This is a genomic window from Raineyella antarctica, from assembly GCF_900092135.1.
GTDB lineage: Bacteria > Actinomycetota > Actinomycetes > Propionibacteriales > Propionibacteriaceae > Raineyella > Raineyella antarctica.
The window spans coordinates 468,846-493,289 of sequence record NZ_FMYF01000001.1 but is presented as its reverse complement, the minus strand read 5'-3'; the positions used below and the strand labels follow the sequence as shown (position 1 = coordinate 493,289).

The following is a 24,444-nucleotide window of genomic DNA, read 5'->3' as shown; positions in this document are numbered from 1 at the left end:
TCGTGCCGTGGCCCGACAGCCACGGCGGTCAGGCCTGTTCCAGTGCCTTCGCCGCCCGGGTGAAGTCGTCCCCCCGTGCCGCGTAGTCCGGCCACATGTCCTTGCTGGCACAGCCGGGTGCCAGCAGGACGGTGTCACCGGGACGGGCCATCCGTGCCGCGGTGGCCACGACCTGCTCCATCACCCCAGTGTCGGACGAGTCCAGCACCTCGACGGGGACGTCGGGGGCGTGTCGGGCCAGCGCCGCGCCGATCACGTGCCGGTCCACACCGAGCAGTACCACGCCGCGCAGCCGCGGCGCGACGGCCGCGACCAGGTCGTCGAACTCGGTGCCCTTGGCCTGTCCCCCGGCCACCCAGACCACCGATTCGAAGGCGCGCAGGGAGGAGAGGGCGGCGTGCGGGTTGGTGGCCTTGGAGTCGTCGACGTACCTGACGCCATCGACGGTGGCAACGGTCTGGATCCGGTGGCCGCCCAGGTGCAGGTTGCGCAGCCCGTCCCGGACCGCCGTGGCAGGCACCCCGTAGGAACGGGCCAGCGCGGCGGCGGCGAGCGCGTTGGCGACGTTGTGCGGCGCGAACGGCTGGACGTCGGAGACCGAGGCGAGCTCGAGCGCCGAGTCCTTGCGCTGCGCCACGAAGGCGCGGTCCACCAGCAGGTCGTCCACCACGCCGAGCATCGACAGCCCCGGGACGCCGAGGGTGAACCCGATCGCCCGGGCCCCCTCGGTCACCTCCGCCTCCTCCACCATCCGCTCGGTGTTCGAGTCGGCGACGTTGTAGACGCAGGAGTGGGTGACCCTCTCGTAGATCCGGGCCTTGTCCGCGGCGTACTCGGCCATCGAGGGGTACCACTCGAGGTGGTCCTGCTCGACGTTGAGGACCGCCGCGGAGTGCATCGCCAGACTGTTCGACCAGTGCAGCTGGAAACTGGACAGTTCCACCGCCAGCACGTCGTACGGCTCGGGGTCCAGGACCGTCTCCATCACCGGCTTGCCGATGTTGCCGCAGGCGACAGCCCTCAGGCCGGCGGCCTGCAGCATCGACTCGAGCATCTGGGTGGTCGTGGTCTTGCCGTTGGTCCCGGTGATGGCCAGCCAGGCCGGCGTACGGTCCGGGTGCTGGAGTCGCCAGGCCAGCTCGACCTCGCCGTAGACGGGGACCCCGGCCAGCGCGGCCTGGGCCAGCAGCGGGGTGCTCGGCCGCCAACCCGGGGAGGTGACGACCAGGTCGGTGCCGGCCGGCAGCTGGGCGGTCGAGCCGGTGCCGAGGCGGACCTCGGCGCCGAGGACCTCCAGGACCTGGGCCCGCTCGGCGGTCTCCTGCTTGTCGGAGTCGTCCAGGACGACCACATGGGCACCGAGCTCGAGCAGGGCATCGGCGGCGGCGAAGCCCGAGGAACCGAGCCCGGCGACGACGACCCGGGCCTGCGGCCAGGGCGAGAAGCGATCGGCCGAGCCGATCCAGTCCGGACGCATGCCGCTCACAGGCCCATCCCCGTCACCCACTCGCCGTAGAAGAGGCCGACGCCCAGCGCGACGAAGCACCCGGCGATGATCCAGAAGCGGATCACGATCGTGACCTCGGCCCAGCCGAGCATCTCGAAGTGGTGCTGCAGCGGGGCCATCTTGAACACCCGTCGGCCGGTGCCGGTGCGCCACTTGGTGAACTTGAAGAAGCCGGTCTGGATGATCACCGACATGGTGATGATGACGAACAGGCCACCGAGGACCACCAGCAGGATCTCGGTCCGGCTGGTGATCGCGAGCCCGGCCAGCGCGCCGCCGAGGGACAGCGATCCGGAGTCACCCATGAAGATCTTGGCCGGCTTGGCGTTCCACCACAGGAAGCCGAAGCAGGCTCCGGCCAGCGCCACAGCGATCACAGCCAGGTCGTGCGGGTCGCGGACCTGGTAGCACTTGGCCGCCGAGGCGTCGCCCCAGACACAGGACTGGTTGTACTGCCACAGGCTGATCAGGGCGTACGCCCCGAAGACCATCGTCGAGGCCCCGGCAGCCAGGCCGTCCAGGCCGTCGGTGAGGTTGACCGCGTTCGAGGTGCCCAGGACCAGCAGCAGGAACCAGATCACTGCCAGCCACAGCGGCAGCTGCAGCCAGGAGATGTCGCGCAGGAAGGAGATGAACGGCGAGGCCGGGGTGATGCCGCGCTCGTCGGGGAAGTTGAGGGCGAGGATGCCGAAGGCCACCGCGACGGCGGTCTGTCCGGTGAGCTTCTGCGCCGGGGTGAGTCCCAGCGAGCGCTGCTTGGAGATCTTGATCCAGTCGTCCAGGAAGCCGACGAAGCCGGTGCCGACGAACAGCAGCATCACCAGCAATCCGCTCACCGAGGGGACGCTCCAGGTGACCAGGTGGGCCAACCCGTACGCCAGCATGACCGCCAGGATGATCACGATGCCGCCCATCGTGGGCGTACCGCGCTTGGTGTGGTGCGACGTCGGACCGTCGTCCCGGATGAACTGCCCGTACCCCTTCTTGACGAGCACGCCGATGGCGGCCCGGGTTCCGAGCAGTGTTCCCACCAGGGCGATCGCCCCCGCGAGCAGGATGGTGATCAACGTGCGCCTCCAGTCTGGCCAGCATCCGATGCCTGGGGCCCGGCTGCGGCGAGGTCGGCCGCCACGGTCTCCAGGGCAAGACCGCGAGAGGCCTTCACGAGGACCACGTCGGCGGGGCCCAAGGGCGTCGCGGCCGCAGTCAGGGCGAACTTATCAGGAACGACCTCTGCCCGGATGTCGACATGGGAGTCGTGGGCGCCGGCGACGATGTCGGCCGCGTACTCGCCGATCGCCAGCAGGTCGGTGACGCCCAGGCCGGCGGCGAGGGCGCCGATCCGCCGGTGCTCGGCGGCCGCGTCGTCGCCGAGTTCCAGCATGTCGCCGAGCAGTGCCCAGATCCGGGCCTGCGGGTCCCGGGCGCGACGCTTGTCGCCGATCCGGCCGAGGGTGCCCAGTCCGCTGGCCATCGAGTCGGGGTTGGCGTTGTAGGAGTCGTTGAGGATCACCGGTCCGTCCGGGCGCTCGGTGATCTCCATCCGCCAGCGGGACAGGCCGACCGCGGCACTGAGGGCCCGGGCGATCGCCTCGGCGTCGAGCCCGAGAACGTACGCCGCGGCAGCGGCCGCCAACGCGTTGGGCACCTGGTGTGCCCCCAGTTGGCGCAACGTGACAGGGAAGGCCGAGGTGGCGATCTCGCCCCCGCCGCCGGTCAGCAGCGACGTACGGTCCTCGATGTGCAGGGTGAAGCGGTGGCGGTCCAGTTCGTCGGCGACGACGTCCTCGGCCCAGACCAGCACCTCTCCCCCGTCGAGCGGACGCCGGTGCACGGCGAACCGGGCCACGTGGCCGCCGGTCCGCTCGGACATCGCACTGACCCGGGGGTCGTCGCCGTTGAGGACCGCCCAGCCGTCGGGACCGATCGCCTCGACGAGCTCGCCCTTGGCCCGGGCGATCGCTTCCTGGGAGCCGAACTCCCCGAGGTGGGCGTGGCCGACGTTGAGCACGACGGCGACGGTGGGCGGGGTGACCGAGCACAGGTAGGCCACGTGGCCGATCCCGCGGGCGCCCATCTCGGCGACCAGGTAGCGGGTGGTGTCGTCGCAGCGGGTCGCGGTCAGCGGTGCGCCGATCTCGTTGTTGAACGAACCGATCGGCGCCACGGTCGGCCCGTCGGTGCGGAGGACCTGGGCGACGAGGTCCTTGGTGGAGGTCTTGCCGGAGGAGCCGGTGATGCCGACCACCGCCAGGTCGGGGCTGGTGTCCACCACGTGCCGGGCCAGGGCGGCCAGGGCGACCTGGGGGTCCTCGACGACCAGGCAGGGGACGCCGGCCTCGACGGGGTGCTGGACGACGGCCGCGGCGGCACCGTTGGCGGCCGCTGCGGGCACGAAGTCATGCCCGTCGACGCGCTCGCCGGAGAAGGCGACGAAGAGGGCACCGGCGGTGGCCTGCCGGGAGTCGATCACGACGTCGGGGCCGATCATCGGGTCTCCGGGGTCGGCGCCGGCGGGCGCGACGATCCGGGCACCGATCACCTGGGCGATGTCGGTCAGCGAACGAGGTTGCATGTCAGTCCTCCCTGGAGTGCCAGGCTGTGCGGATGGCCTCGACGTCGTCGAAGGGGACGACGTCCGTCCCGATGACCTGGCCCTGTTCGTGTCCCTTGCCGAGCACCGCGACGAGGTCGTCGGGGCCGGCCAGGCGCAGTGCGGTGGCGATGGCCGCGGCCCGCGTGCCGCCGTCGATGACCTGGACGTGGCCCCCGTGTCCTGGGCGCTCGGCGGACACCGTGCCGGAGCGCACCGCTTCCTCCGCGCCGGCCAGGACGGCCGCACGGATCGTCGAGGGCTCCTCGGAGCGCGGGTTGTCGTCGGTCACCACGACGGTGTCGGCCCAGGTCGCCGCGGCGGCGCCCATCGGGCCCCGCTTGGCCTGGTCCCGGTCGCCGCCGCAGCCGAGTACCGCGACCACCCGGCCACCCGCCCCGGCCCGCTGGAGGCGGTCGGTGAGGGCCTGGAGGGCGGAGGCGACGGCCTGCGGGGTGTGGGCGAAGTCGACCACGGCGAGGGGTGCGCCGGGACCGAGGTCGACGACCTGCATCCGGCCGGGGACCTGGGCGTGCGCCAGCCCGGGCAGGGCCGCCTCGAGGTCGACGCCGGCCAGGGCCAGCATCGCGGCGCAGGTGACGGCGTTGCGGGCGTTGAACAGGCCGGGCATCCCGACCTCGATGTCGAGCGGGCCCTGTGGGGAGGCGACCCGTACGAGCGAGCCCCCATTGGCCAGCGGGGTGACCTCGGCGGCGTACCAGTCGGCGGTGGGGTCGGAGAAGCTGGTGGTGACCACGTGGTGGAGACGACCGCGGGTCTCCCCGGCCAGCCGTGCGCCCCACTCGTCGTCGATGTTGACCACGGCGGAGGCGGTGTGCTCCGGGGTGAACAGGCCGGCCTTGGCCTGGTAGTAGTCCTCCATCGTGGGATGGAAGTCCAGGTGGTCCCGGCCCAGGTTGGTGAACGCCGCAACGGCGAAGCGCACCGCCTCGGCGCGCTCGTAGACCATGGCGTGCGAGGAGACCTCCATCGCCACGGAGTCGGCCCCGGCCTCCACCATCACGGCCAGCAGGGCCTGCAGGTCGACCGACTCGGGCGTCGTCACGGTGGTCCGGGAGGAGTCCAGCGAGGTCTCCCCCACCCGGAAGCCGAGCGTGCCGATGGTGCCGGCCGTCCGTCCGGCGGCGGACAGGGCGGCCGCCAGCAGGACGGCGGTGGTGGTCTTGCCGTTGGTGCCGGTCACCCCGTACATGGTCAGTGCCTCGGCCGGTCGGCCGTACACCTGCGCGGCCCAGTGCGCCATCACCGTACGGGGCCGGTCGACGATGACCAGCGGCAGGTCGGCCGCTGCCGGGTCCGCGGCCCCGGCCTCGTCTGTGAGCACCACCACGGCGCCGGCGGCGAGCGCTGTCGCGGCGAAGCGGATGCCGTGCGTCCTGCTGCCGGACAGCGCGACGTACGCGTCGCCGGGCCCCACCCGGCGGGAGTCGAGGGTCAGCCCGCTGACGCGTACGCCGGGGTCGATGCCGAGAGTGCGCGCGGGGTGGCCCGAGTCGGCGGCCAGGGCACACAGCTCCTGCAGCGATGACGGGTGCAGGATCTGCGGACGGAGGGGAGCAGACGAGTTCGACACAGTCAGACCGTACCCATCACCGAGGCGCGGTCGCCACGCGGACCATGGACCTCACCAGTCCAACTTGGTGTCGGGAGCCTTGGTGGTGGAGGGCGCGACGCCGTAGCGCGGCAGGGCGTAGGTCATGATCTCCTTGTAGGCCGGCCCGGCAAGGGTGGAGCCGTAGCGGCCCTTGACCGGGTTGTCCACCACCACGTACGTCAGGATCTGCGGGTCCTCGGCGGGCGCGGCACCGATGAAGCCGGCGGTGTAGCCCGCGTACCTGCCGGTCTTCTCGTCGTAGCGCTCCGCGGTGGCGGTCTTGGCGACCGAGCGGTAGCCGGGCAGGGCCATCCCGCTGCCGGTGCCGCCCGGACCCGTGACCGACTCCATCATCTGGTTGACCAGGGCGGAGGCCTGCTCGGAGATGACCCGCCGGGGGGCCGGGCGGTCCAGCGCCACCGGTGCGCCGTCGGCGCCGGTGGCCGAGCGGATGATGGTCGGTGAGTTGTAGATGCCGCCGTTGAGGATGCCGGCGACGGCGGAGGCCATCTGGATACCGGTGACCGACAGGCCCTGGCCGAAGGCGACCTGGTCCCGGGAGTAGTCCGGCATGTTGGTTGGCGGGGCCCAGCCGGTGGCCTCGCCCGGCAACTCGATGCCGCTGCGCTGGCCCAGGCCGAAGCTCTTCAGGTAGGAGACCAGGTCCGCCTTGGGCAGCTGGCGGGCCAGCTGCACCGTACCGATGTTGGAGGAGTGGGCCAGGACGCCGCTGGCGGTCAGCCGGAGGTCGCCGTGCGCCTCGGAGTCGGTGATGGTCAGGTCGGCCGAGGACAGCTTGCTCGGCACGAACACCTGGGTCTCTGGAGTGACCCGGCCGGAGTCGGCGAGGGCCGCGAAGGTCAGCACCTTCTCCACCGATCCGGGCTCGAGCGCGGCGCTGATCGCCTTGTTGTTCATGTTGTCGGCCTTGGCGCTCTTGAGGTCCGAGGGGTTGAACGAGGGGTAGTTGGCCATCGCCAGGACCTCGCCGGTCTTGACGTTCATCACGATCGCGTAGCCCGACTTCGCCTGGCTGCTGTCGACGACCTTGCGGACCGCCTGCTCGGCCGTCCACTGCAGCTCGGAGTCGATGGTGAGCTGGTAGGTGGTGCCGTCCTCGGCGGGGGTGACCTCGTTCGCGCCGAGCGGGATCTTCGTGCCCGCCGGGGAGGCCTGGTAGACCTCGGTCCCGTCGACACCGGCCAGCGACGTGTTGCGGGAGTACTCGAAGCCGTACGCCCCGGTGCGGAACACACCGTCGTCGTCCTGCTTGAGCACCCCGACCACGTTCGCAGCGAGGGTGCCCGCCGGGTAGGTGCGGATCGAGTTGGTCGAGGTCCAGATGCCGCCCCCGTACTGCGCGTTGTCACCGGCCTTGGCCAGTTCGGCCCGGATCAGGTCGTACGTGTGCGCGGGCACCTGGCGCTTGATCATTGCGTAGCGGGTGTTGGGACGGGTCAGCGGCTCCAGGTAGTCCGCGGGGGCGCCCCCCAGGTACTTGGCCAGGATCGCGGCGATCGCGTCCGCGTGGGCGACGGTGACCGACGGGTCGGCGGTGACGTCGACCGCGGGGCTGGACTGGGCCAGCACCTGGCCGTTGCGGTCGGTGATCGATCCGCGCACCGCGGGCAGGGGCTGGGAGCGCTTGACCAGGCTGTTGGCCTGGGCCGCGTACGCCTGCGGGTCCAGGCCCTGGATCTGCACCAGGCGCAGCCCTGCGGTGATCACCACCAGCGCCATCACGACCACCAGCACGTTGATCCGGGCGGCGGTCGCACCGCGGCGCATCGGTCGACGCATCATCCGGCCGATTCTGGCGATGAAGGGGTTCGGGCCCGCCGGAGCGTGTCGGCGGTCGGGCCGGCCGGGGCCTCGCCGGTCGTGGGGTGCATGGTCGCGGCGGTCGTACCGGCCATCACGGCGGGGAGCGGTGGCGCGGCTGCTCCGCGGGTCACGGGGCGGCAGGCCCCCGGAGCGCTGGGAGCTCGTCCGCGCGGAGCTGGGGCGGGTGGTCCCGGCTCCCGGGGTCCCGGCACGGCCGGAGCCGGCGCGCGGGGTGGTCCCGCGCCGGTCCTGGGGGGTGGGTCGCCGGCCGGAGGAGGCTCCGCCGCGTCCCGTCGAGGCTGACCGCTCGGAGGGACGTTGCTGGCGGTGCTCGGGCCGTCGGCGGTTGTCTGTCATCGTCACCCCTTCTGGGAGGATCCGTTCGGCGCGTTCGTTCCGGTGGCGGCGGACGCCTGCGGTGCCGCTGCTGCTGCCGAAGCAGGAGCACCGGTGGACGGCTTGGCGGATGCGGCCGCCGAGGGCTGGGCCGACGCAGCCGCCGAGGGCGCGGTCGACGCAGCCGCCGAGGGCGCGGCCGAGGGCTGGGCGGCAGCCACCCCGGTCGGGGCCGCGGACGGCTGGACCGCCGGGGTCTGCGGCGTCCGCAACCCGGCGTACGGTCCGGCACCGGTGACGGGCTTCGGGTCGCCGAGCAGCGTGCCGTCGGGAAGCATGATGTACCCCGGCTCCGTGGCCGGAACCATCCCGAGGTCGATGGCGCGCTGGGCCAGCTGGGCGGAGGATGAGCGCTCGGTCAACTGCTGCTCCAGGGCCGCCTGCTGGTTGGTCAGCACCTGCTCCTGGGCGGCGAGGGTGCGGAGCGCGAAGGCCTGGTTCTGCAGGGTGACGTTCAGCATCAGCAACAGCGTCGTCCCGACGATGAACACCCCGATCAGGACGCCCCAGAAGGCCCGCTGCGAGATCTGCGCGGTGAGGACCGGGACGACCCGCAGCTGGGCGCGGCGACGCTGGGCGGCCTCGACCAGGCTGCCACGGACACCGAGGACCGGGGAGGTCAGGGCACTCATCGGGACTCCTTGATCCGTCGGGCGGCCCTCAGCCGGGCGGAGGCCGCGCGGGGATTGGTTGCCGTCTCCTCCACCGAGGGTCGCTCGGCACCCCGGGTGAGGAGCTCGAAGGTCGGCAGCAGCTCGTCAGGAACGACCGGGAGGTCGCGGGGCGCGCTGCTGGTCGAGGCCTCGCGGAAGGACTGCTTGACCAGGCGGTCCTCCAGGGAGTGGTAGGCCAGCACGGCGATCCGGCCGTCCACGGCGAGGGCTGCCAGCGCGGCCGGCAGCATGCCCTCGAGAGCCTCCAGCTCCCGGTTGACCTCGATCCGCAGCGCCTGGAACGTACGCTTCGCCGGGTGTCCGCCGGTGTGCCGGGCAGCGGCGGGGATCGCCGCGGCGATCGTCTCGACCAGGCGCGCCGAGGTGGTGAACGGCTCGCTCTCGCGGGCCGCCACGATCGCCCGGGCAATCCGGTCGGCGAACCTCTCCTCGCCGTACCGGCGCAGGATCCGGGAGAGCTGCGGGGCTGCGTACGTGTTGACCACGTCGGCTGCGGTCGGGCCCTCCTGGCCCATCCGCATGTCCAGCGGGGAGTCCACGGAGTAGGCGAAGCCACGGTCGCGGGCGTCGATCTGCAGCGAGGACAGGCCGAGGTCGGCGAGTACACCCTGGATCCGGGGCACGCCGAGATCGGCGAGCACGTCGGTGAGTTCGTCGTATACCGCGCGGACACGGGTGACCCGGTCACCGTACGGGGCGAGCCGCTCGCCCGCCGTGGCGAGTGCATCCGGATCCCGGTCCAGGCCGATCGCGCGGGCCTGCGGGCAGGCGTCCAGGAGCGCCGCGGTGTGGCCGCCCAGGCCGAGGGTGCAATCCACGAAGACGGAACCCGGCTCCCGCAGGGCCGGGGCGAGCAACTCGATGATCCGGTCCCGCATCACGGGGACGTGGATCGCGTCGGGGCGAGCCCTTCCCACTGCCTGCGGGGTCGGGTCCTGCGAGGTCGGGTCCTGGGTGGTCGGTGCGGCGTCGGAGTCAGGGGTGCCTGCTGGGTGCTGCATCGGAGCCATGTTGCCCGTCCTGCCCTTCGCGTTTCCTTCGCACGTGCGCTGACCGCTGCTTCGTGGCGGCGGCCGTACGCCCTGGTTCCGCCCCGAAAGGTGCGGGAAGTGCCACCTGACACAGGGGAAGTTGTGTCAGGGTGCTCACCCCTCGGGTCGGGGCCAGGCCGTACGGCCGGTCCCATTCGTCGACGGCCTAGACCGTCGGGAAGACGTCCTCGTTCATTTCGGCGAATGCTGATTCGTGCTCGGCGGAGTACTCGTCCCACGCTGCTGCGTCCCAGATCTCAAGTCGATTGATCACACCGGTGACGACGATCTCCTTGTCGAGCCCCGCATAGCTGCGGAGGTTCGGCGGGATGGTCACCCGTCCCTGCTTGTCAGGGACCTGGTCGAAGGCCGTGGCGGCCAGCATGCGCTGGTACTCGCGGACCTGCCGGACAGTCATCGGTGCTTCTGCCAACTCCTTCGTTCGTGCGGTGAACGCCTCGATGGTCTCGATCGTCAGGCACCGGTCCTGGGACCGGGCGACGACGATGCCCTCCTGGAGTTCCTCGCGAAACTTCGCCGGGAGGACGAATCGGCCCTTCTCATCGAGCTTGGGGGTGTACGTGCCGAGGAACATGTCGGCCACCCCCTGACCCGGTCGTCCGGACCACCGTCCTCCACTTTCCTCCACCTTAACCCCTTTCCCTCCCCCCTGCCAGCCTCCGTCAGGCATGTCGCAGCCCCCCTCCGCAAGGGCACGACCCGATGCCAGCAAGGGCGCCGATCGACGGCTCCGACGCGCCGCCGAACCCGCGACGACACGCCGACGGCAGGTTGATCGACGCCGTCCGGCACCGACCTCGGTACCGGCTCAGGGAGCGCCCGATGCACGTAGGTGCGCGGTATGCCTCGGAGACCACCAGGCCTGTGGAGGGAAAGGGAGCGGTCGAGGCCCGGTAGGGCCGCCGGCGAGATCCGGCGCGACCGGACACGTACGGCGCAGGGGGCGGGTGGAGGGTCCGGGAGGGCTGGCCCGGCAGGTGCAGAGGGGGCGGCCTGCAGGAGGGCGCCGAGGGCCACCCGGCCCCGACCGGGCGCAGGTCGATCGAGCAGGGGTGGAGACAGAGGGAACAGAGTGGGCGCGACGCCGTTGGGGCAGGACGGCAGACGGCCCCGGGCATGTAGGGTTGGTTGGCGACACCAGCCACGATCCAGGGAGGCACAGTGAGCTCCACCCCGAACGGCGGTCAGGATCCTGTCCCGCAGCGCTCCGCCACACCGGCACCCCAACGCTCAGCCTCCCCGGCCCCGCAGCGCTCGGCGACCCCGGCCCCGCAGCGCTCCGCGACACCCGCTCCGCAACGGTCCGCCACTCCGGCACCGCAGCGCTCGGCGACCCCGGCCCCGCAGCGCTCGGCGACACCCGCTCCGCAGCGGTCCGCGACACCCGCCGCACCAATGAGCGCCAGCCGTTCGTACCAGTCGATCGGGCAGGCCGGCGCGCCCGGGCGCCCGGGGAACACTCCGGCCAACCAGCCGAGCGCCCCGGCCAACCAGCCGAGCGCCCCCGCGTACCAGCCGAGCGCTCCGGCCAACCAGCCGACCGCGCCGATGGTGCAGCCCAGCGCTCCCAGCTACCAGGCGAGCGCCGCCGGACGCGTAGCCGCCGGTTCCCCCGCCGCCGCCCGTACGACCCGCGCGACGTCGGGCCACACGCTGGCGGACGTGACCCGGGTGATGGGCCAGGTGCGTGACGCGGTGGAGACCGTGATCGAGGGCAAGCGGGGCGCGATCGACACCGCGCTCGTCGTGATGCTCGCGGAGGGCCACCTGCTCCTGGAGGATGTGCCCGGCGTGGGCAAGACGATGCTGGCCAAGGCCCTCGGGCGGGCGATCGACTGCCGGGTCAACCGCGTGCAGTTCACCCCCGACCTGCTGCCGACCGACATCACCGGCGTGTCCATCTACAACCAGGCCACCCGGGACTTCGAGTTCAAGCAGGGCGGCATCTTCGCGAACATCGTGCTCGGCGACGAGATCAACCGCGCCTCGCCCAAGACCCAGTCCGCGATGCTGGAGGCGATGGAGGAACGGCAGGTGTCCGCCGACGGCTCCACCTACCAACTGCCCGCCCCGTTCATGGTGATCGCGACGCAGAACCCGATCGAGATGGAGGGCACCTACCCCCTCCCCGAGGCCCAGCGGGACCGCTTCATGGCCCGGATCGAGATGGGCTACCCCTCCCAGGAGGCCGAGGTCGCGATGCTGCGCAACCACGGCGGCCGCCACCCACTCGCCGACATGAGCGCGGTGACGGACGGGGCCACCATCAACGGGCTGATCCAGGCCGTGACCGGCGTCTATGTCGCTCCTGCCCTGGAGCAGTACATCGTCCAGGTGGTCGGCGCCACGCGTACGACCCGCGACCTGCGCCTGGGCGGCTCGCCGCGTTCCAGCCTGCAGTTGCTGCGGGCCTGCCGTTCGCTGGCCGCCATCTCCGGCCGGGACTACGTGACTCCCGACGACGTGGCGGCGCTCGCGGTGCCGGTCCTCGCGCACCGCGTGCTCGCCTCCACCGAGGCCCAGCTCGCCAAGCGCTCGGTCGACGACATCATCGGCAGCTGCCTGCGTTCGGTCCCGATCCCCGACCGGAGCTGATCGATGCGCATTCCGTTGCGCAACCCCTGGAGCCTGATGACCCTGCGGGGCAAGGTGACGTTCGTCAGCGGGGCCGCGATCGCCGTTCTCGCCGCCCTCTTCGGGCAGCGAGACGTGCTACTGCTCGGCCTGCTGCTCGTCCTGGTACCGATCTGCTCCGCGGTGTTCGTGGACCGTACGCGGCTGAAGCTGTCCAGCGAGCGCAAGGTCACCCCCTCGCAGGCGGCGATCGGCGAGGAGCTGTCCGGCAGCCTGGTCCTGGACCGGCACGGCAAGCTCCCCGTCGGGGTGCTGCGCTTCGAGGACCAGGTCCCGCCCCAGCTGGGCGTACGGCCCCGCTTCACACTGCAGAACCTTGCCGCCGAGTGGAGCCGCGAGGTGACCTATCCCCTGCACGGGCAGCAGCGCGGTCGCTTCCGGGTCGGCCCGCTGCGGGTACGCGTGTCCGACCCGTTCGGCCTGGCCAGCCTGGACCGGCAGTTCAACGCGACCAGCGAGGTGATGGTGACCCCACGGATCGTGCCCCTGGACGCGATGGGCAATGCCGGTGGCTCGGGCAGCACCGGTGAGGCCCGGCCCCAGCGCCTCGGCCTGTCGGGCCAGGACGACATCCTCGTCCGCGAGTACGTCCGCGGCGACGACGTCCGGCGCGTGCACTGGCGCTCCACCGCACGCCACGGCGAGCTGATGGTCCGCCAGGAGGAGCAGGCCTGGGACCCCAGCGCCACGGTCGTGCTCGACACCCGCGCCAGCGCCCATCGCGGCGAGGGCCCGGAGAGCTCGTTCGAATGGGCGGTCTCGATGATCGCCTCGCTCACGGTGCACCTGCTCGCCGACGGCTACGCGATCACCCTCTTCGGAGCAGACGGCCCGCTGATGGATCCGGAGCTGGGGGACCTCGGCACCATGACGAGTCGTCGGGAGGCGATCACCCAGCTCACCGACGTCACCCCGTCCGACAGCTCCGGCCTTGACCGGGCCGCGGCGGCCAGCCTGCGCGCGACGTCGTCACAGATGACCATCGCCGTGCTCGGCCAGATCCGCTCCGCCGACGCGGCCCACCTGGTCGAGATGCAGCGCAACCAGTCCCACGCGATGGCGTGGGTGCTGGACGTACAGGACTGGGAGCCCCCGGAGGACCGCGTTCCCGCGGCGACCAGGGCCCTGCGCGAGGACCACGACCGGGCCGTCGAGATGCTCGGCCATGCCGGGTGGCGGGTGGTCCGCGTCCCCGGCGGCACCTCGGTGCACGAGGCCTGGCTCCGGATGTCGCGGATGGGAGAGCAGCTGTGATCCACGCGACTGACCGGATGGGCGGCGCCGTGATCGGCACCTCCATCCTGGCCGCCTTCATCCTGTTGCCCTTCACCCAGGACCCCTCCTACCTGTTCAGCGCCATCCCGCTGGCCGTGCTGCTGGGGGCGCTCGGGATGGTGCTGCGGCGGATGCGGATCCACGACGGCGTCATCTTCGCGGCGCACCTCGTCCTGCTGGTCGTCTTCCTGTTCGCCATCGGCCTGCCGCTGGCGGCCCCCGGCCAGAACCTCTTCGGGCTCTTCGCCGAGGGCGTCCGGCACATGTCGACCCACACCACGCCGATGATCGCCAACCCCGGCCTCACCGTGCTCCTGGTGGCGACCGTCGGACTGACCACCGTCCTGACCGACCTGCTCGCCGTCGGCGTGAACCGGCCGGCCTGGGGCATCCTGCCCGCCCTGACCGTCTACCTGATCGGCGCGGTCGGCCTGCTGCGCGACCTGCCCTGGTGGACGATCGTGCTGCTCGCGCTCGGCTACCTGTGGATCCTGCTGGCCGACGGCATCAATGCCGCGGAGGTCTGGCCGCGCAACCTGGACCGCACGGTGCGACTCACCGGGCGGATCACCCCGCTGGCGCTGCGGATGGGCGGGATCGTGGCCGCCGCCGCAGCAGCGCTGACCCTGCTGGTGGGTCTGCTCGTCCCGCTGCCCCCGACCCAGCACTGGAACGCCGGACGCCTGAACCAGGGCTCCGGACCGATCCAACTGGCCGACCCGATGCTGGACATGCGTCGCAACCTGTCGCTGCCCGCCGACTCGCCGGTGCTGACGTATACCACCGATGCGGGCCAGGGCGAGTACCTGCGGATGGCCTCGCTGCCGGTGCTGGACCGCAACGGCTGGCAGAACGCGTCCTTCCCCCTCACCCAGGGCAGCAACCTGCCCCCGGCCCCCGGCCAGACCGCCCCCGGCCGGGAGATCCACACGCAGGTCAAGGTCGGCGACTTCCGCTCCGAGTACCTGCCGCTGCCGTACGCCCCGCGACGGTTCGACGCCTCCGGCTCGTGGGCCTACGGCTCGGACTCCCTGGTCGTGGTCTCCACCGGCCAGGACCGTACGGCCGCCACCCGCAACCTGTCGTACGACGTGACCAGCACCGATCCGACCCCGGACGGCGCGACCCTCTCCACTGCGCAGGCCGGACGGCCCTCCGATGCCAACCTGACCGCCAGCGTGCCGCAGGACATGCCGCAGGAGATCATCGACCTGGCGCTGAAGATCACCCAGTCCGAGCCCACCCCGGCACTGAAGGCCGCGGCCATCCAGCGCTACCTGCGCGGCAGCCAGTTCACCTACAGCCTCGAGCCCCAGCCCGGCAGCGGCTACGACGCGATGAAGCGCTTCCTGCTGGTGGACCACAAGGGCTACTGCGAGCAGTTCGCCGGCTCGATGGCCGCGATGGCGCGCGTGGTCGGGATCCCCTCGCGAGTTGCTGTCGGCTGGCTGCCCGGCGAGCAGAAGGGAGACGGCTACGAGGTCACCCTGCACGACATGCACGCCTGGCCCGAGCTGTACTTCGAGGGCGTCGGCTGGGTGCGGTTCGAGCCCACCCCCGGGGTGGCCGTCCCGCCGGCATGGACGCTGACCGCCCCGGAGGAGCCCTCGGCATCGGCCACGCCCACCCCGTCGGCGGAAGCCTCCTCCACCCCGTCGGCCGTGCCGTCGACCGCCCCCTCCGAGACGACCGCCCCGCAGGAGTCCGGCCAGGGCGTCAACGTCGGCGCGATCCTCGCTCGCGTCGCCCTCGCGCTGGGTCTCCTGGTCCTCGTCACCGGCCTGCTCGCGGTTCCCGGCCTGCTCCGGCACCGGCTGCGTACCCGGCGGCTGCAGCCCGCCCCGACCGACGACCTGGAGGCCTCGCGGCGCGGCGTCGACGCGGCGTGGTCCGAGGTCCGGGACAGTTTCCTGGACTACGGGCACCCGTGGCCGTCGGGCTCCCCCCGCTCGATCGGACGGCTGGCGGGCGTCGGCCTGCCCGAGGAGGCCGGCCAGGCACTCGTCACGCTGTCCCGCGAGGTCGAGCGCTCCCGCTACGCCCGGTCGGCCCTGCACTCCGGTGACCTGGCCGCGATGGTCCAGACCATCCGGGACGGGTTGCGTGTCGACACCGGGTGGGATGTCCGGCTGATCGGCGAGTGGTGGCCCCGGTCGTGGTGGAACGCCCTGGCCGTGGCACTGTCCTGGCCGGTGCTCCGGGGCCGGGCGCTGACCTGGTGGAAGAGCCGCCGGGCGAGCTGACCACCCGAGGTCGCCACTGTGGCGGGTCGGGTAACGACGAGGGCCGGTCTCCACAGATGTGGAGACCGGCCCTCGGTGCTGTTCGTCGCATTCGTTCTTCGACTGTCGCTGTTCAGCTGTCACTGGGTGGGAGCTGTGCTGCGTTGCTCGCGAAGGGAGCCGTATCGCCAGGTGTGCCACCGGATCGGTGGTGGGTTGTGGTCGTGTGACAGGGGTCGTGGTGTGGAGGACGGAGGCGCTGGCCCGGTCGGGACGGGTCGATGCTCGGTGGCCTCAGCGGCCGTTGCCCTCCTGTCGGCGGTTCCACCGGTCCTCGAAGCGGCCCATGAAACGACGGTCGTGGGCGCCGACGGGAGGCTTGGTACGGCCGGGCTTGGGGGGCGTCGTACCGTCCTTCTTCTGCCAGGCGGTCAGGCCGACGATGGTGGCGGCGAGCATCACGAGGAATCCGAGGATGCTGAGCAGCCAGAAGGTCTGGATCCCGACCAGCAGGAGGGCGATGCCGAGGACGAAGCCGAGCCCGGCACCGACAGCCAGACGGGTCTCGAGGCGCCGTCCACTACCGCCGCTGAGGGTATCCGCCAGTTTGGGATCCTCTGCGGCAAAGGCAGCTTCCATCTGCTCCAGGAGCCGCTGCTCGTGTTCTGAGAGCGCCACCACTACCTCCGACTGTCATGTGGCCTGCATCGGAGGCATACGCCCCCGATGGTCCTACTGGGTCCAGTTTAGTGGTAAGGCACGCGGACGGAAATGCGGATCCTGCATACCAGACAAGGAGATCCACCGGGCGGGGTCCCCTCACCAGTCCTGGGTGAGCGAGGCACGCTGCACCGCATGCGGCCCGAAGCGCAGATTGGCCCGGTCGATCGCTGCCGTGGCCTCGCGCCAGCCGTGCTCGGGAGTGAACAGGTCGGCCTGTGTGCTCACCGTCGAGGCATCCCGCAGGCCCTCCACCCTGATCCCGACCTGGCGCACCCGGGCCCGCTGCAGGCCCAACCTCTCGTACAGGCAGACGGCCCGGCGATGGATCTCGTCGGTCAGGTCGGTCGGTTCCGGGAGGGTGAGGGACCGGGTCAGGCTGCTGAAGTTCGCGAAACGCAGGCTGAGGGTGATCGTACGTCCCACCAGCCGGGCCCGTCGCAACCGCGCAGAGGTCCGCTCGGCCAGCCGCAGCAGCTCCCGGTGGACGATGACCGGGTCGTACACGTCGACCGGGAACGTCTCCTGGGCACCGATGCTGCGCTCGTGCTCCTCCGGGCGACGTGCCATGAGCCGGCGCCGGTCCCGGCCGTTGGCCAGTTCGACGAGCTTCTCCCCCTGGCGGGGCCCGAACGCGCGTTGCAGGGTCGCGGGCAGGGTCCGGGCGAGGTCGCCGATGGTGCGCAGCCCGAGCCGGTGCAGCGTGTCTGCGGTCGCCTCCCCCACCCCCCACATCCGGTCGACCGGCAGCGGCCACAGGAAGTCGGTGACCATCTGCGGCGGCACCACGAGCAGGCCGTCGGGCTTGGCCTCCCGGGAGGCCATCTTCGCCACGAACGGATTGGGACCCAGTCCGGCCGAGCTGGGCAGCCCCTGCTCGCCGAGGATGCGGGCCCGCAGGTCGGCGAGCACGTCCTCGGGCCGTCCCAGCCTGGTGCGGGTCCGGGTCAGGTCGAGGTAGGCCTCGTCGACCGAGGCCCCCTCGACGACGTCGGTGACGGTGTCCAGGATCGCGAACACGGCCTTGGATGCCTCGACGTACTCCTCCATGTCCGGGGCCAGTGCGATCGCGTCCGGACACAGCCGCCGGGCCGTCACCGACGGCATGGCGGACCGGATCCCCCGGGCACGGGCCTGGTAGCTGGCCGACAGGACGACGCCACGGTGCCGGCCGCCCACGTAGACCGGCCTGCCCTGCAGCTCGGGACGGCGCCGCAGCTCGACCGACACGTAGAACGCGTCCAGGTCGAGGTGGGCGATCACCTGCCCGCTCACCGGGACCTACCGTCGGCATCGACCCCAGCGGCTGCGACACCGGCGGTGGCTGCCCCGGCGGCCCTCCAGGAGGTCAGCCCAGGATGGCGAGGACGTGCAACTGGGTCGCCAGCGACCACATGTCCGGGGTACGGCTGATCTCGTCCTCCAACGCCAGTAGCTCCTCGCGGGCGCCGGGGACGTCGAGGAACTCCTCGTTCACCGCCCCGATCACCGCTCCCACTCCACGGATCTCGACCACGGTGAAGCCGGCGTCCTCCAGCAGGGAACGCATCCGCACCTGGTCCAGCCGCGACGGGTCGGCGAGGGCCTTCCGGGCCTCGGCGAAGTCGCCGGCCAGCGCCTTGCGCATCACCCGGGAGTAGCGCTGGCGCACCAGCAGGCTGACCGCTCCCCCGGGTCGCAGCACCGTGGCCATCGCCCGGACGGCAGCAGCCTTGTCCTCGACCACGTCGAGGACCTCGTGGCAGGTGACCAGGTCCACACTGCTCGGCGCGACCAGGTCGACCAGGTCGGAGGAGTCGCCCTGGACGCCCCGCAGCCGATCGGCCACTGCGGCCTCGGTCGCCCGTCGCTGCAGGGAGGCCAGCGCATTCGGGCTCGGGTCGACGACCGTCACGTCGTACCCCTCGAGCGCCAGCGGCACCCCCATGCCACCGGCCCCACCACCGAGGTCGACGATCCTGATCTGCTCCGGCGGCCGGTTCCCCTGCCAGACCTGGGCCTGTCCGAGGACCACCTGCTGGGTGAAGAACCCGCCCAGGGCCCGACGCTTCTTGTCGGCTGCGAGCGCGGTCGGGGCGGCAGTCGGCTGGTCGGGTCGGGTCATGGTCAATCCTCCATCGGGACGTGCACCGCGGCGACACCACGGCTGGTCCGAGCCTACCCAGTCGCCTCTTCATCGTCCCGGACTCCCCGGGCTGGAGTGCCACAGCTTCCGGGGCGTCGCCACCCCCGGTCCGGCCGGGCGGACGTCGGCATACGGCGAGCTGCGGAAACCACTGGCGTGGACGAGGGTGCGACGCTGTCCCATCCCACCGGAGCGGGCGTGCTCGTACGGATCGGGCACCCCGGGCCGTCGTCCGGGATCGCCGGAATCGCCGGGGGCACCGACCACCTCGCCGACACCGGCGTACGAGTCGGACCGCCAGCCCTCGGGGAGGGTGTGCATCGCCCGGTGGACCGCCGCGATGCCCTGCTCCCGGAACACCGCGGTGAGGGCGGCCAGGTCCCAGCACCCGGTCGCCCGCACCGACACGCCCCGGATGCCGGTGCGCCGGACCACCCCCCGCACCAGCAGCAACCAGCCGTTGAAGACGGTCGAGGCGTACGGGCCCTGGGCGTCCTCGAAGAAGGTCGTGTCGACCGGACCGGTGCCGTCGTCCAGGCTGAGGAAGATGACCCGCTTGCCGCTGCGGATCGGCGGGGTCTGGGTGGCGACCTTGACCCCGGCCACGAGCACTTCGCTGCGATTGCGGGCACCGAGCAGGTCGACCGCGTCGACGGTGCCGAGCGCGGCCATCAGCGGGCGGTAGAAGTCGACGACGTGACGACTGACGTCCAGGCCCAGGACCTCCAGCTCGGCCCGCACCCGCTCGGCCATGTTCATGTCCGGCAGCCGGGAGCAGGCCAGGTCCGCGGGGACCCGACGCCGGCCGGGACGGTCCGGTCCGTCATCGTCCGGTGCATCTTCGTCCAGGATGTCACCGTCCGGCCCGAGGCCGCCCGTCCCTGGGGTCGCCACGACGTCGATGCCGAGGGCGAGCTGGTCGGTCCGGACGCCTCGGCTGCCCCGGTGGCCACGGTCGGCGCGGGACAGGTCGGCGATCGACAGCAGCAGGTCGCGGCGGGTCGGCAGCACCGTCGCCTGCTCGGGGGTGCGCACCCGGGCCAGCGCGTAGAGGCGGTCGAAGGCACCCGCGGTGACCAGCCGCTCGGCGACCGGCCGGGTGACCTGGGCCCGCTGCCAGAAGTCGGTGAGCGAGGTCCAGGGACGTCCCTCGATGATCCTGGCCACCTCCTCGGCGGTGATCCCCTGGACGTCGTCGAGACCGATCCGGATCCCCCACTGGCGCTCGTCCTCGGCAGCCATCTGCTCCACCCGGTAGGTCGCGGCGCTGGCGTTGACGTCGAGCCCGAGCACCCCGACCCCGCAGTGCCGGGCCTCGGCCAACAGCAGCCGCTTGGGGTACATGCCCGGATCGTGGGTGAGGATGCCGGCCAGGAAGTGCGCCGGCCAGTGCGTCTTCAGCCACGCCGACTGGTAGGTGGGCAGGGCGAAGGCGGCGGCATGGGCCTTGCAGAAGCCGAAGGAGGCGAAGGCCGCCAGCACCCTCCACACCTCGTCGACCACGTCCTCGGCGTAGCCGTGCTCCTCCGCCCGGCGCCGGAACCACAGCTCCACCTCACGCTGGCCCTCCGGGCTGCCCAGCTCCCGGCGCATCTCGTCGCCCTGGGCCAGGGTGCAGCCGGTCATCGTGGAGATCAGCCCGATCACCTGCTCGTGGAAGACCACCACCCCACCGGTCTCGGCCAGTACCGGCTCCAGGGAGGGGTGCGGGTAGCGCGGCCGGGCCCAGCCCTGCCGCACCTCCAGGAACGGCCGCACCATGTCGGACTTCACCGGACCGGGCCGGAACAGTGAGATGTCGATGACGATGTCGTTGAACTCCTGCGGCCCGAAGGTGGTGACCAGCTCGCGCTGGCCGGGCGACTCGATCTGGAAGCAGCCGAGCGTACGACCCGCCCCGATCAGCGCGTACGTGGCCGGGTCGGAGAAGCCGGTCGTCCCGAAGGAGTCGATGTCGACCCGGCTGCCGGTGGTGCGCTCGATCTCGTCGAGGCAGTGGGCCATCGCCGACTGCATCCGGATGCCGAGCACGTCGAGCTTGAGGAAGCCCAGGTCCTCCACGTCGTCCTTGTCGAACGCACTCATCGGGAAGCCCTCGGAGCTGGTCTCCACCGGCGTCCGGTCCAGCAACCGGGCATCGGAGAGCACCACCCCGCACGGGTGCAGGGCGATGTGGCGGGGCAGCCCGTCGAGGGACTCGACCAGGGCGAACAGGCCGGCCAGGTCGTCCGCGCCCAGGCCGCTGGACCGCAGCTCGGGCAGCTCGCGCAGGGCCGAGCGGGCATCCCGGGCCCTGATGTGGGGGAAGGCCTTGGCGATCACGTCGACCTCGCCGGGCGGCAGGCTCAGCGCCGCCCCGACGTCGCGGATGGCATGGCGCACCCGATAGGTCTCCACCATGGCCACGCAGGCGACCCGCTCGGTCCCGAAGCGCTCCAGGATCATCCGGTAGACCTCCGTCCGGCGGGCCGACTCGACGTCCAGGTCGATGTCGGGCAGGGCGCGGCGCAGGGGGGAGAGGAACCGTTCCATGATCAGTCCCGAGGCAAGTGGATCGACCCCGGAGATGCCGAGCAGGTAGTTGACCAGGGATCCGGCCCCCGACCCGCGGGCCGCGCAGCGGATCCCCCGCTCGTGGATCATGTCGACGATGTCGGCGACGGTGAGGAAGTAGGCGGCGAACCCCAGTTCGGCGATCGTGGCGAGCTCCGCCTCGAGCCGCTCGGTGACGGCCGGGAACCCGGCGCCGTAGCGGGTGGCGATCCCGGCCCGGCAGCGGCGGCGCAGCTCGGCGTCGGCGGCCTGCGGCCCTTTTCCCTCCCCCTGGAGGACATCGAACTCGGGCAGGTGGATCTGTCCCAGGCCCAGGTCGGCGCCCGGGTCGAGGCGGCACCGTTGACCGAGCCGCCGGGTGGCGGCGAGCAGCCGCTCCGCCCCCTGCTCGCCGAGCCCGGCGCGACGGGCCAGGCCGTGCAGGACGTCGAGCATCTCCTTGCCGGACTTGAGCCGGTCCTCCTCGTTCCGGCGGACCGCGCCCCGGGCCAGGGGGACCCCGCGCCGGGCCGCGTCGAGGACGTCGACAGTGGCACCGAGCGACGCGTCACTCATCCGCACCATGTTGGTGACCACGGCCTCCAGCCGTCGCTCATGGGCCAGGGTGACCAGCCGCGCGGCCTGCTCCCCCGACCCCACGCCCAGTCCGGGCAGCAACAGGTCGGTGGCGGCGACGGCCAGGCGGTGGACCCCCACCAGCTCGGCCCAGTCGTCCAGCGCCCGTCCCGCCCCGTCAGCGTCCCCGGCGGCGAGCGCCAGTCCCACGTCGGAGTCCGCCCCGACCAGCACGACCACGTCGGCCCCGGGCAGGTGGGCACGGGCCGTCGCGGCATCCAGCAGTACCTGTCCCTCGGGCAGGCCGGAGTCCGGCGTACGCTCCTCGGCCGCCCGGTGTACCGCCGAGGTGAGCCGGCACAGGGTCGCCCAGCCGGCGCCCGAGGTGGCCAGCACCACCACCCGGGGCACCTCGACCTCCCGGGTCGCCCCGCCCAGGGCCGGCCCCTTGCGTACGACCGACCCGGCCGCCCGTCCTCCGGGTCGGTGCGTCGCGTCGAGCACGGAACGGGCGAACGATCCGAGGGCCGGACCGTCCCCGAGCTCACGGGGATCCAGGCCGAGGTCGACGCCGAGCACCGGGGCGATCCCCTCCCGCAGGCAGGCCTTCGCGAACCTGACCGCCCCGTACAGGCCGTCCCGGTCGGTCAGGGCGAGGGTGTCCATCCCGTGCTCGGCGGCGGTGCGTACCAGGTCGGCGGGATGGGAGGCGCCGTAGCGCAGCGAGTAGCCCGAGGCCACCCGAAGGTGGATGAAGGGGTCGTCGCCCCCGAAGATCTCCATCGCCGTCCCCCTCAGTCCACCACTGCGAGCAGCGACCACGTGCCACTGCCCTGGTGCCGGTAGATCTGGAACACGCCCTCCCGGCCCCGCCACGGGTCCCGGGCCCGGACCTGCCAGATGTCGCGCTGCTCGACCGCCACGTCCACCCGGTCGCCCTCCCACCAGGGGTCGGCGAGCACCCAGTGGCCCTCGACCTCGCAGATCTGCCAGGAGTGGCGCCGCCACCGGAACTCGGCGGGCAGGCCCGGGAGCTCGTCCTCCAGCGTCGAGTAGCTGCCCGCTCCGAAGCAGGCCTCGATCGGCTCGTCGTACCTCCTCATGACAGACACCTCCCCGACGGCTCTCCCTGCATCACCAGCGACCGTCCGGCGTCCGTCCCCAACCCCTGGGTGAATCTCTCCTGTCCTCCTGCGGACCTCAGCACGGCAGCTCCTCGCCCCATCGATTGTATCGAACACCTGTTCGACAAAAAAGAGTGTAGGGAGGGCCGCTGACACTTCTCGGTCCGGCCGGCCCGGCTGGGTACGATCGGCCCATGACTTCCGGTGACCCTGATCCCCGGGCCGCCATCACCGTCGTCGGCGGCACCCTGGCCGGGATGGCCGCGGCCGCCCGCCTGGCCAAGCGGGGCCACCGGGTGACCCTGCTGCACGACGACCGGCCGCTCGCCGCGGACTGGCGCCCCCGCTCCCCGGAGGACCCCGGGCCCCTGCCGGGCGTGCTGGCCTTCCCCGCCCCCTGGCGCGACCTGTTCAAGAAGTCCGGCCGGATCCTGCCCGCAGAGCTGGCCCGGGCAGGCCTCGACCTGGTGGCGGCCCCGCCGGTCCACCACGTCTTCGCCGACGGCGAGGAACTCGTCCTCGGCGGTGACCGGGGAGCGCAGTTCCACCAGATGGAGGCCGCGTACGGCCGCCCGACCGCAGAGGCGTGGCGCGACCTGGTCGACTCCCTGGAGCCGGTCTGGCAGCTGGTGCGCAACCTGGGCCTGGAGACGTCCCTGGAGTCCTCCGCACAGCTCCGGCCGCACCGCCGCGCCCTGGGCTGGGGCCGCAGCGTCGCGGAACTGGCCGCCACCCAGCCGCACCCGCACCTGCGGGCGCTGGTCGAGGAGAGCGCCTGGCGCCGGGGCCACGACCCGGCCCGGACTCCCTCGTTCGTCGCCGCCCGGCTGAGCGTGGAGCGCACCTTCGGCCGCTGGATGGTGGTCGATGCAGCGGGCCGGCCGGCCGGCAGCGACCGCCTGCTGGACCTGCTCGAGGAACGTCTGCGGACCCGCCGTGTCGAGGTCGTCGGCGGCGCCGGAGCGGTCCGGATCGGCGGCTCCCCCCGCCGCCCCGACGGCAGGGGCAACGGCAACGGGGCCCCCCTGGACGCCCTCGTCCTGGCCGGGCACCTGGACGATCCGGTCGCCGCGTACGGCCTGCGCACCCGGGCCGCGCGGCGGGTCGCAGCCCTGGCGCCGGTCGTCGGCCCGCGCCGCCGGTTCGCCCCCGGTCGCCCGGTCGAGGGCGTCGTGGAGACGGTCGAGCACGCAACCCGGCGGATCAGCTGGACCACCACCGAGCGGACCGCCGTCCACGACTGGGGCGACCCGGTCCCGGACCCTGGGCACGGACCGGCCTGGGACGGGCCGGGCACGTGGCTGCGGATGCTCCCGGTCCGCCTGGGCGAACGGGTCTACTCCGCGGGGCCCTGGGGGCGGGGCGGGAACGACCTGGCGGCGGTGCTGATGTCGGCGGCCCTGGCCACGTACGCCGCCCACCTGGACCTGACCGGGCTCGACACCCACCCGTCCAACAAGGACCAGTGACATCGGTATCGACGAATGTTCCGCTGGGCAGTCCACGAGAGGCTGCGTGGCGATCGACGACCCTTGCGATGGGCATAGAGTGGAGAGTCATTTCCCGGTAAGGACG

General features: G+C 72.2%; 17 protein-coding genes. 4 read left to right on the top strand and 13 right to left on the bottom strand.

The window, feature by feature from the left end:
- Nucleotides 1–28: 28 nt before the first annotated feature.
- From murD to mraZ, 8 genes are all read right to left on the bottom strand, one after another.
- Nucleotides 29–1,477 carry a UDP-N-acetylmuramoyl-L-alanine--D-glutamate ligase gene (murD, locus tag GA0111570_RS02190; protein ID WP_092606051.1) on the bottom strand — a complete coding sequence of 483 codons (1,449 nt, stop codon included), beginning with the start codon at nucleotides 1,475–1,477 and terminating at the stop codon, nucleotides 29–31.
- 5 nt (nucleotides 1,478–1,482) lie between these two features.
- Complete coding sequence (mraY, locus tag GA0111570_RS02185; RefSeq protein WP_092605852.1) at nucleotides 1,483–2,574, bottom strand: phospho-N-acetylmuramoyl-pentapeptide-transferase; 1,092 nt, start codon at nucleotides 2,572–2,574, stop codon at nucleotides 1,483–1,485.
- Nucleotides 2,571–3,998 (bottom strand): UDP-N-acetylmuramoyl-tripeptide--D-alanyl-D-alanine ligase, encoded by a 1,428-nt coding sequence (locus tag GA0111570_RS02180; RefSeq protein WP_425438598.1) that lies wholly within the window; start codon nucleotides 3,996–3,998, stop codon nucleotides 2,571–2,573. The genes mraY and GA0111570_RS02180 overlap by 4 nt, the downstream gene beginning before the upstream one ends.
- A gap of 85 nt (nucleotides 3,999–4,083) precedes the next feature.
- The gene (locus tag GA0111570_RS02175; protein ID WP_245702982.1) at nucleotides 4,084–5,694 is read right to left on the bottom strand and encodes a UDP-N-acetylmuramoyl-L-alanyl-D-glutamate--2,6-diaminopimelate ligase; all 1,611 of its coding nucleotides are present in this window, start codon (nucleotides 5,692–5,694) and stop codon (nucleotides 4,084–4,086) included.
- Between the two features lie 51 nt (nucleotides 5,695–5,745).
- On the bottom strand, nucleotides 5,746–7,518 hold the full coding sequence (locus GA0111570_RS02170) for a peptidoglycan D,D-transpeptidase FtsI family protein (protein WP_245702981.1): 1,773 nt from the start codon (nucleotides 7,516–7,518) through the stop codon (nucleotides 5,746–5,748).
- A gap of 380 nt (nucleotides 7,519–7,898) precedes the next feature.
- Complete coding sequence (gene ftsL / locus GA0111570_RS02165; protein WP_092605848.1) at nucleotides 7,899–8,567, bottom strand: cell division protein FtsL; 669 nt, start codon at nucleotides 8,565–8,567, stop codon at nucleotides 7,899–7,901.
- Nucleotides 8,564–9,526 carry a 16S rRNA (cytosine(1402)-N(4))-methyltransferase RsmH gene (gene rsmH, locus GA0111570_RS02160; protein WP_425438597.1) on the bottom strand — a complete coding sequence of 321 codons (963 nt, stop codon included), beginning with the start codon at nucleotides 9,524–9,526 and terminating at the stop codon, nucleotides 8,564–8,566. The genes ftsL and rsmH overlap by 4 nt, the downstream gene beginning before the upstream one ends.
- A 280-nt stretch (nucleotides 9,527–9,806) precedes the next feature.
- Nucleotides 9,807–10,235: a division/cell wall cluster transcriptional repressor MraZ gene (gene mraZ / locus GA0111570_RS02155; RefSeq protein WP_092606045.1), complete on the bottom strand. Its 429-nt coding sequence runs from the start codon at nucleotides 10,233–10,235 to the stop codon at nucleotides 9,807–9,809.
- Nucleotides 10,236–11,323: 1,088 nt separating this feature from the next.
- Here mraZ and GA0111570_RS02150 point away from each other — a divergent pair.
- Genes GA0111570_RS02150 through GA0111570_RS02140 form a run of 3 tightly spaced genes read left to right on the top strand, consistent with a single transcriptional unit; the run spans nucleotide 11,324 to nucleotide 15,813 of the window.
- Nucleotides 11,324–12,256, top strand: coding sequence for an AAA family ATPase (locus GA0111570_RS02150; RefSeq protein ID WP_425438596.1), 933 nt, complete (start codon nucleotides 11,324–11,326; stop codon nucleotides 12,254–12,256).
- Between the two features lie 3 nt (nucleotides 12,257–12,259).
- Nucleotides 12,260–13,549, top strand: coding sequence for a DUF58 domain-containing protein (locus GA0111570_RS02145; protein ID WP_092605844.1), 1,290 nt, complete (start codon nucleotides 12,260–12,262; stop codon nucleotides 13,547–13,549).
- Nucleotides 13,546–15,813 carry a transglutaminase TgpA family protein gene (locus tag GA0111570_RS02140; protein WP_092605842.1) on the top strand — a complete coding sequence of 756 codons (2,268 nt, stop codon included), beginning with the start codon at nucleotides 13,546–13,548 and terminating at the stop codon, nucleotides 15,811–15,813. Before GA0111570_RS02145 ends, GA0111570_RS02140 begins: the two co-directional genes overlap by 4 nt.
- A 273-nt stretch (nucleotides 15,814–16,086) precedes the next feature.
- On the opposite strand, the gene GA0111570_RS02135 is transcribed toward GA0111570_RS02140, so the two are convergent.
- The 5 genes from GA0111570_RS02135 to GA0111570_RS02115 form a co-directional block, all read right to left on the bottom strand.
- Entirely contained in the window at nucleotides 16,087–16,470 is a 384-nt protein-coding gene (locus GA0111570_RS02135) for a DUF3040 domain-containing protein (protein WP_092606041.1), read from the bottom strand.
- 141 nt (nucleotides 16,471–16,611) lie between these two features.
- On the bottom strand, nucleotides 16,612–17,787 hold the full coding sequence (gene dinB / locus GA0111570_RS02130) for a DNA polymerase IV (RefSeq protein WP_092605840.1): 1,176 nt from the start codon (nucleotides 17,785–17,787) through the stop codon (nucleotides 16,612–16,614).
- A gap of 73 nt (nucleotides 17,788–17,860) precedes the next feature.
- Nucleotides 17,861–18,616 carry a methyltransferase domain-containing protein gene (locus GA0111570_RS02125; protein WP_092605838.1) on the bottom strand — a complete coding sequence of 252 codons (756 nt, stop codon included), beginning with the start codon at nucleotides 18,614–18,616 and terminating at the stop codon, nucleotides 17,861–17,863.
- Between the two features lie 69 nt (nucleotides 18,617–18,685).
- A complete protein-coding gene (locus GA0111570_RS02120) occupies nucleotides 18,686–22,528 on the bottom strand; it encodes a DNA polymerase III subunit alpha (RefSeq protein WP_092605836.1) in 3,843 nt (1,280 codons plus the stop codon).
- 11 nt (nucleotides 22,529–22,539) lie between these two features.
- Nucleotides 22,540–22,848, bottom strand: coding sequence for a DUF6504 family protein (locus tag GA0111570_RS02115; protein ID WP_092605834.1), 309 nt, complete (start codon nucleotides 22,846–22,848; stop codon nucleotides 22,540–22,542).
- 215 nt (nucleotides 22,849–23,063) lie between these two features.
- Between GA0111570_RS02115 and GA0111570_RS02110 the strand changes: the two genes are divergently transcribed.
- On the top strand, nucleotides 23,064–24,338 hold the full coding sequence (locus tag GA0111570_RS02110) for an NAD(P)-binding protein (RefSeq protein WP_092605832.1): 1,275 nt from the start codon (nucleotides 23,064–23,066) through the stop codon (nucleotides 24,336–24,338).
- Nucleotides 24,339–24,444: the final 106 nt, after the last annotated feature.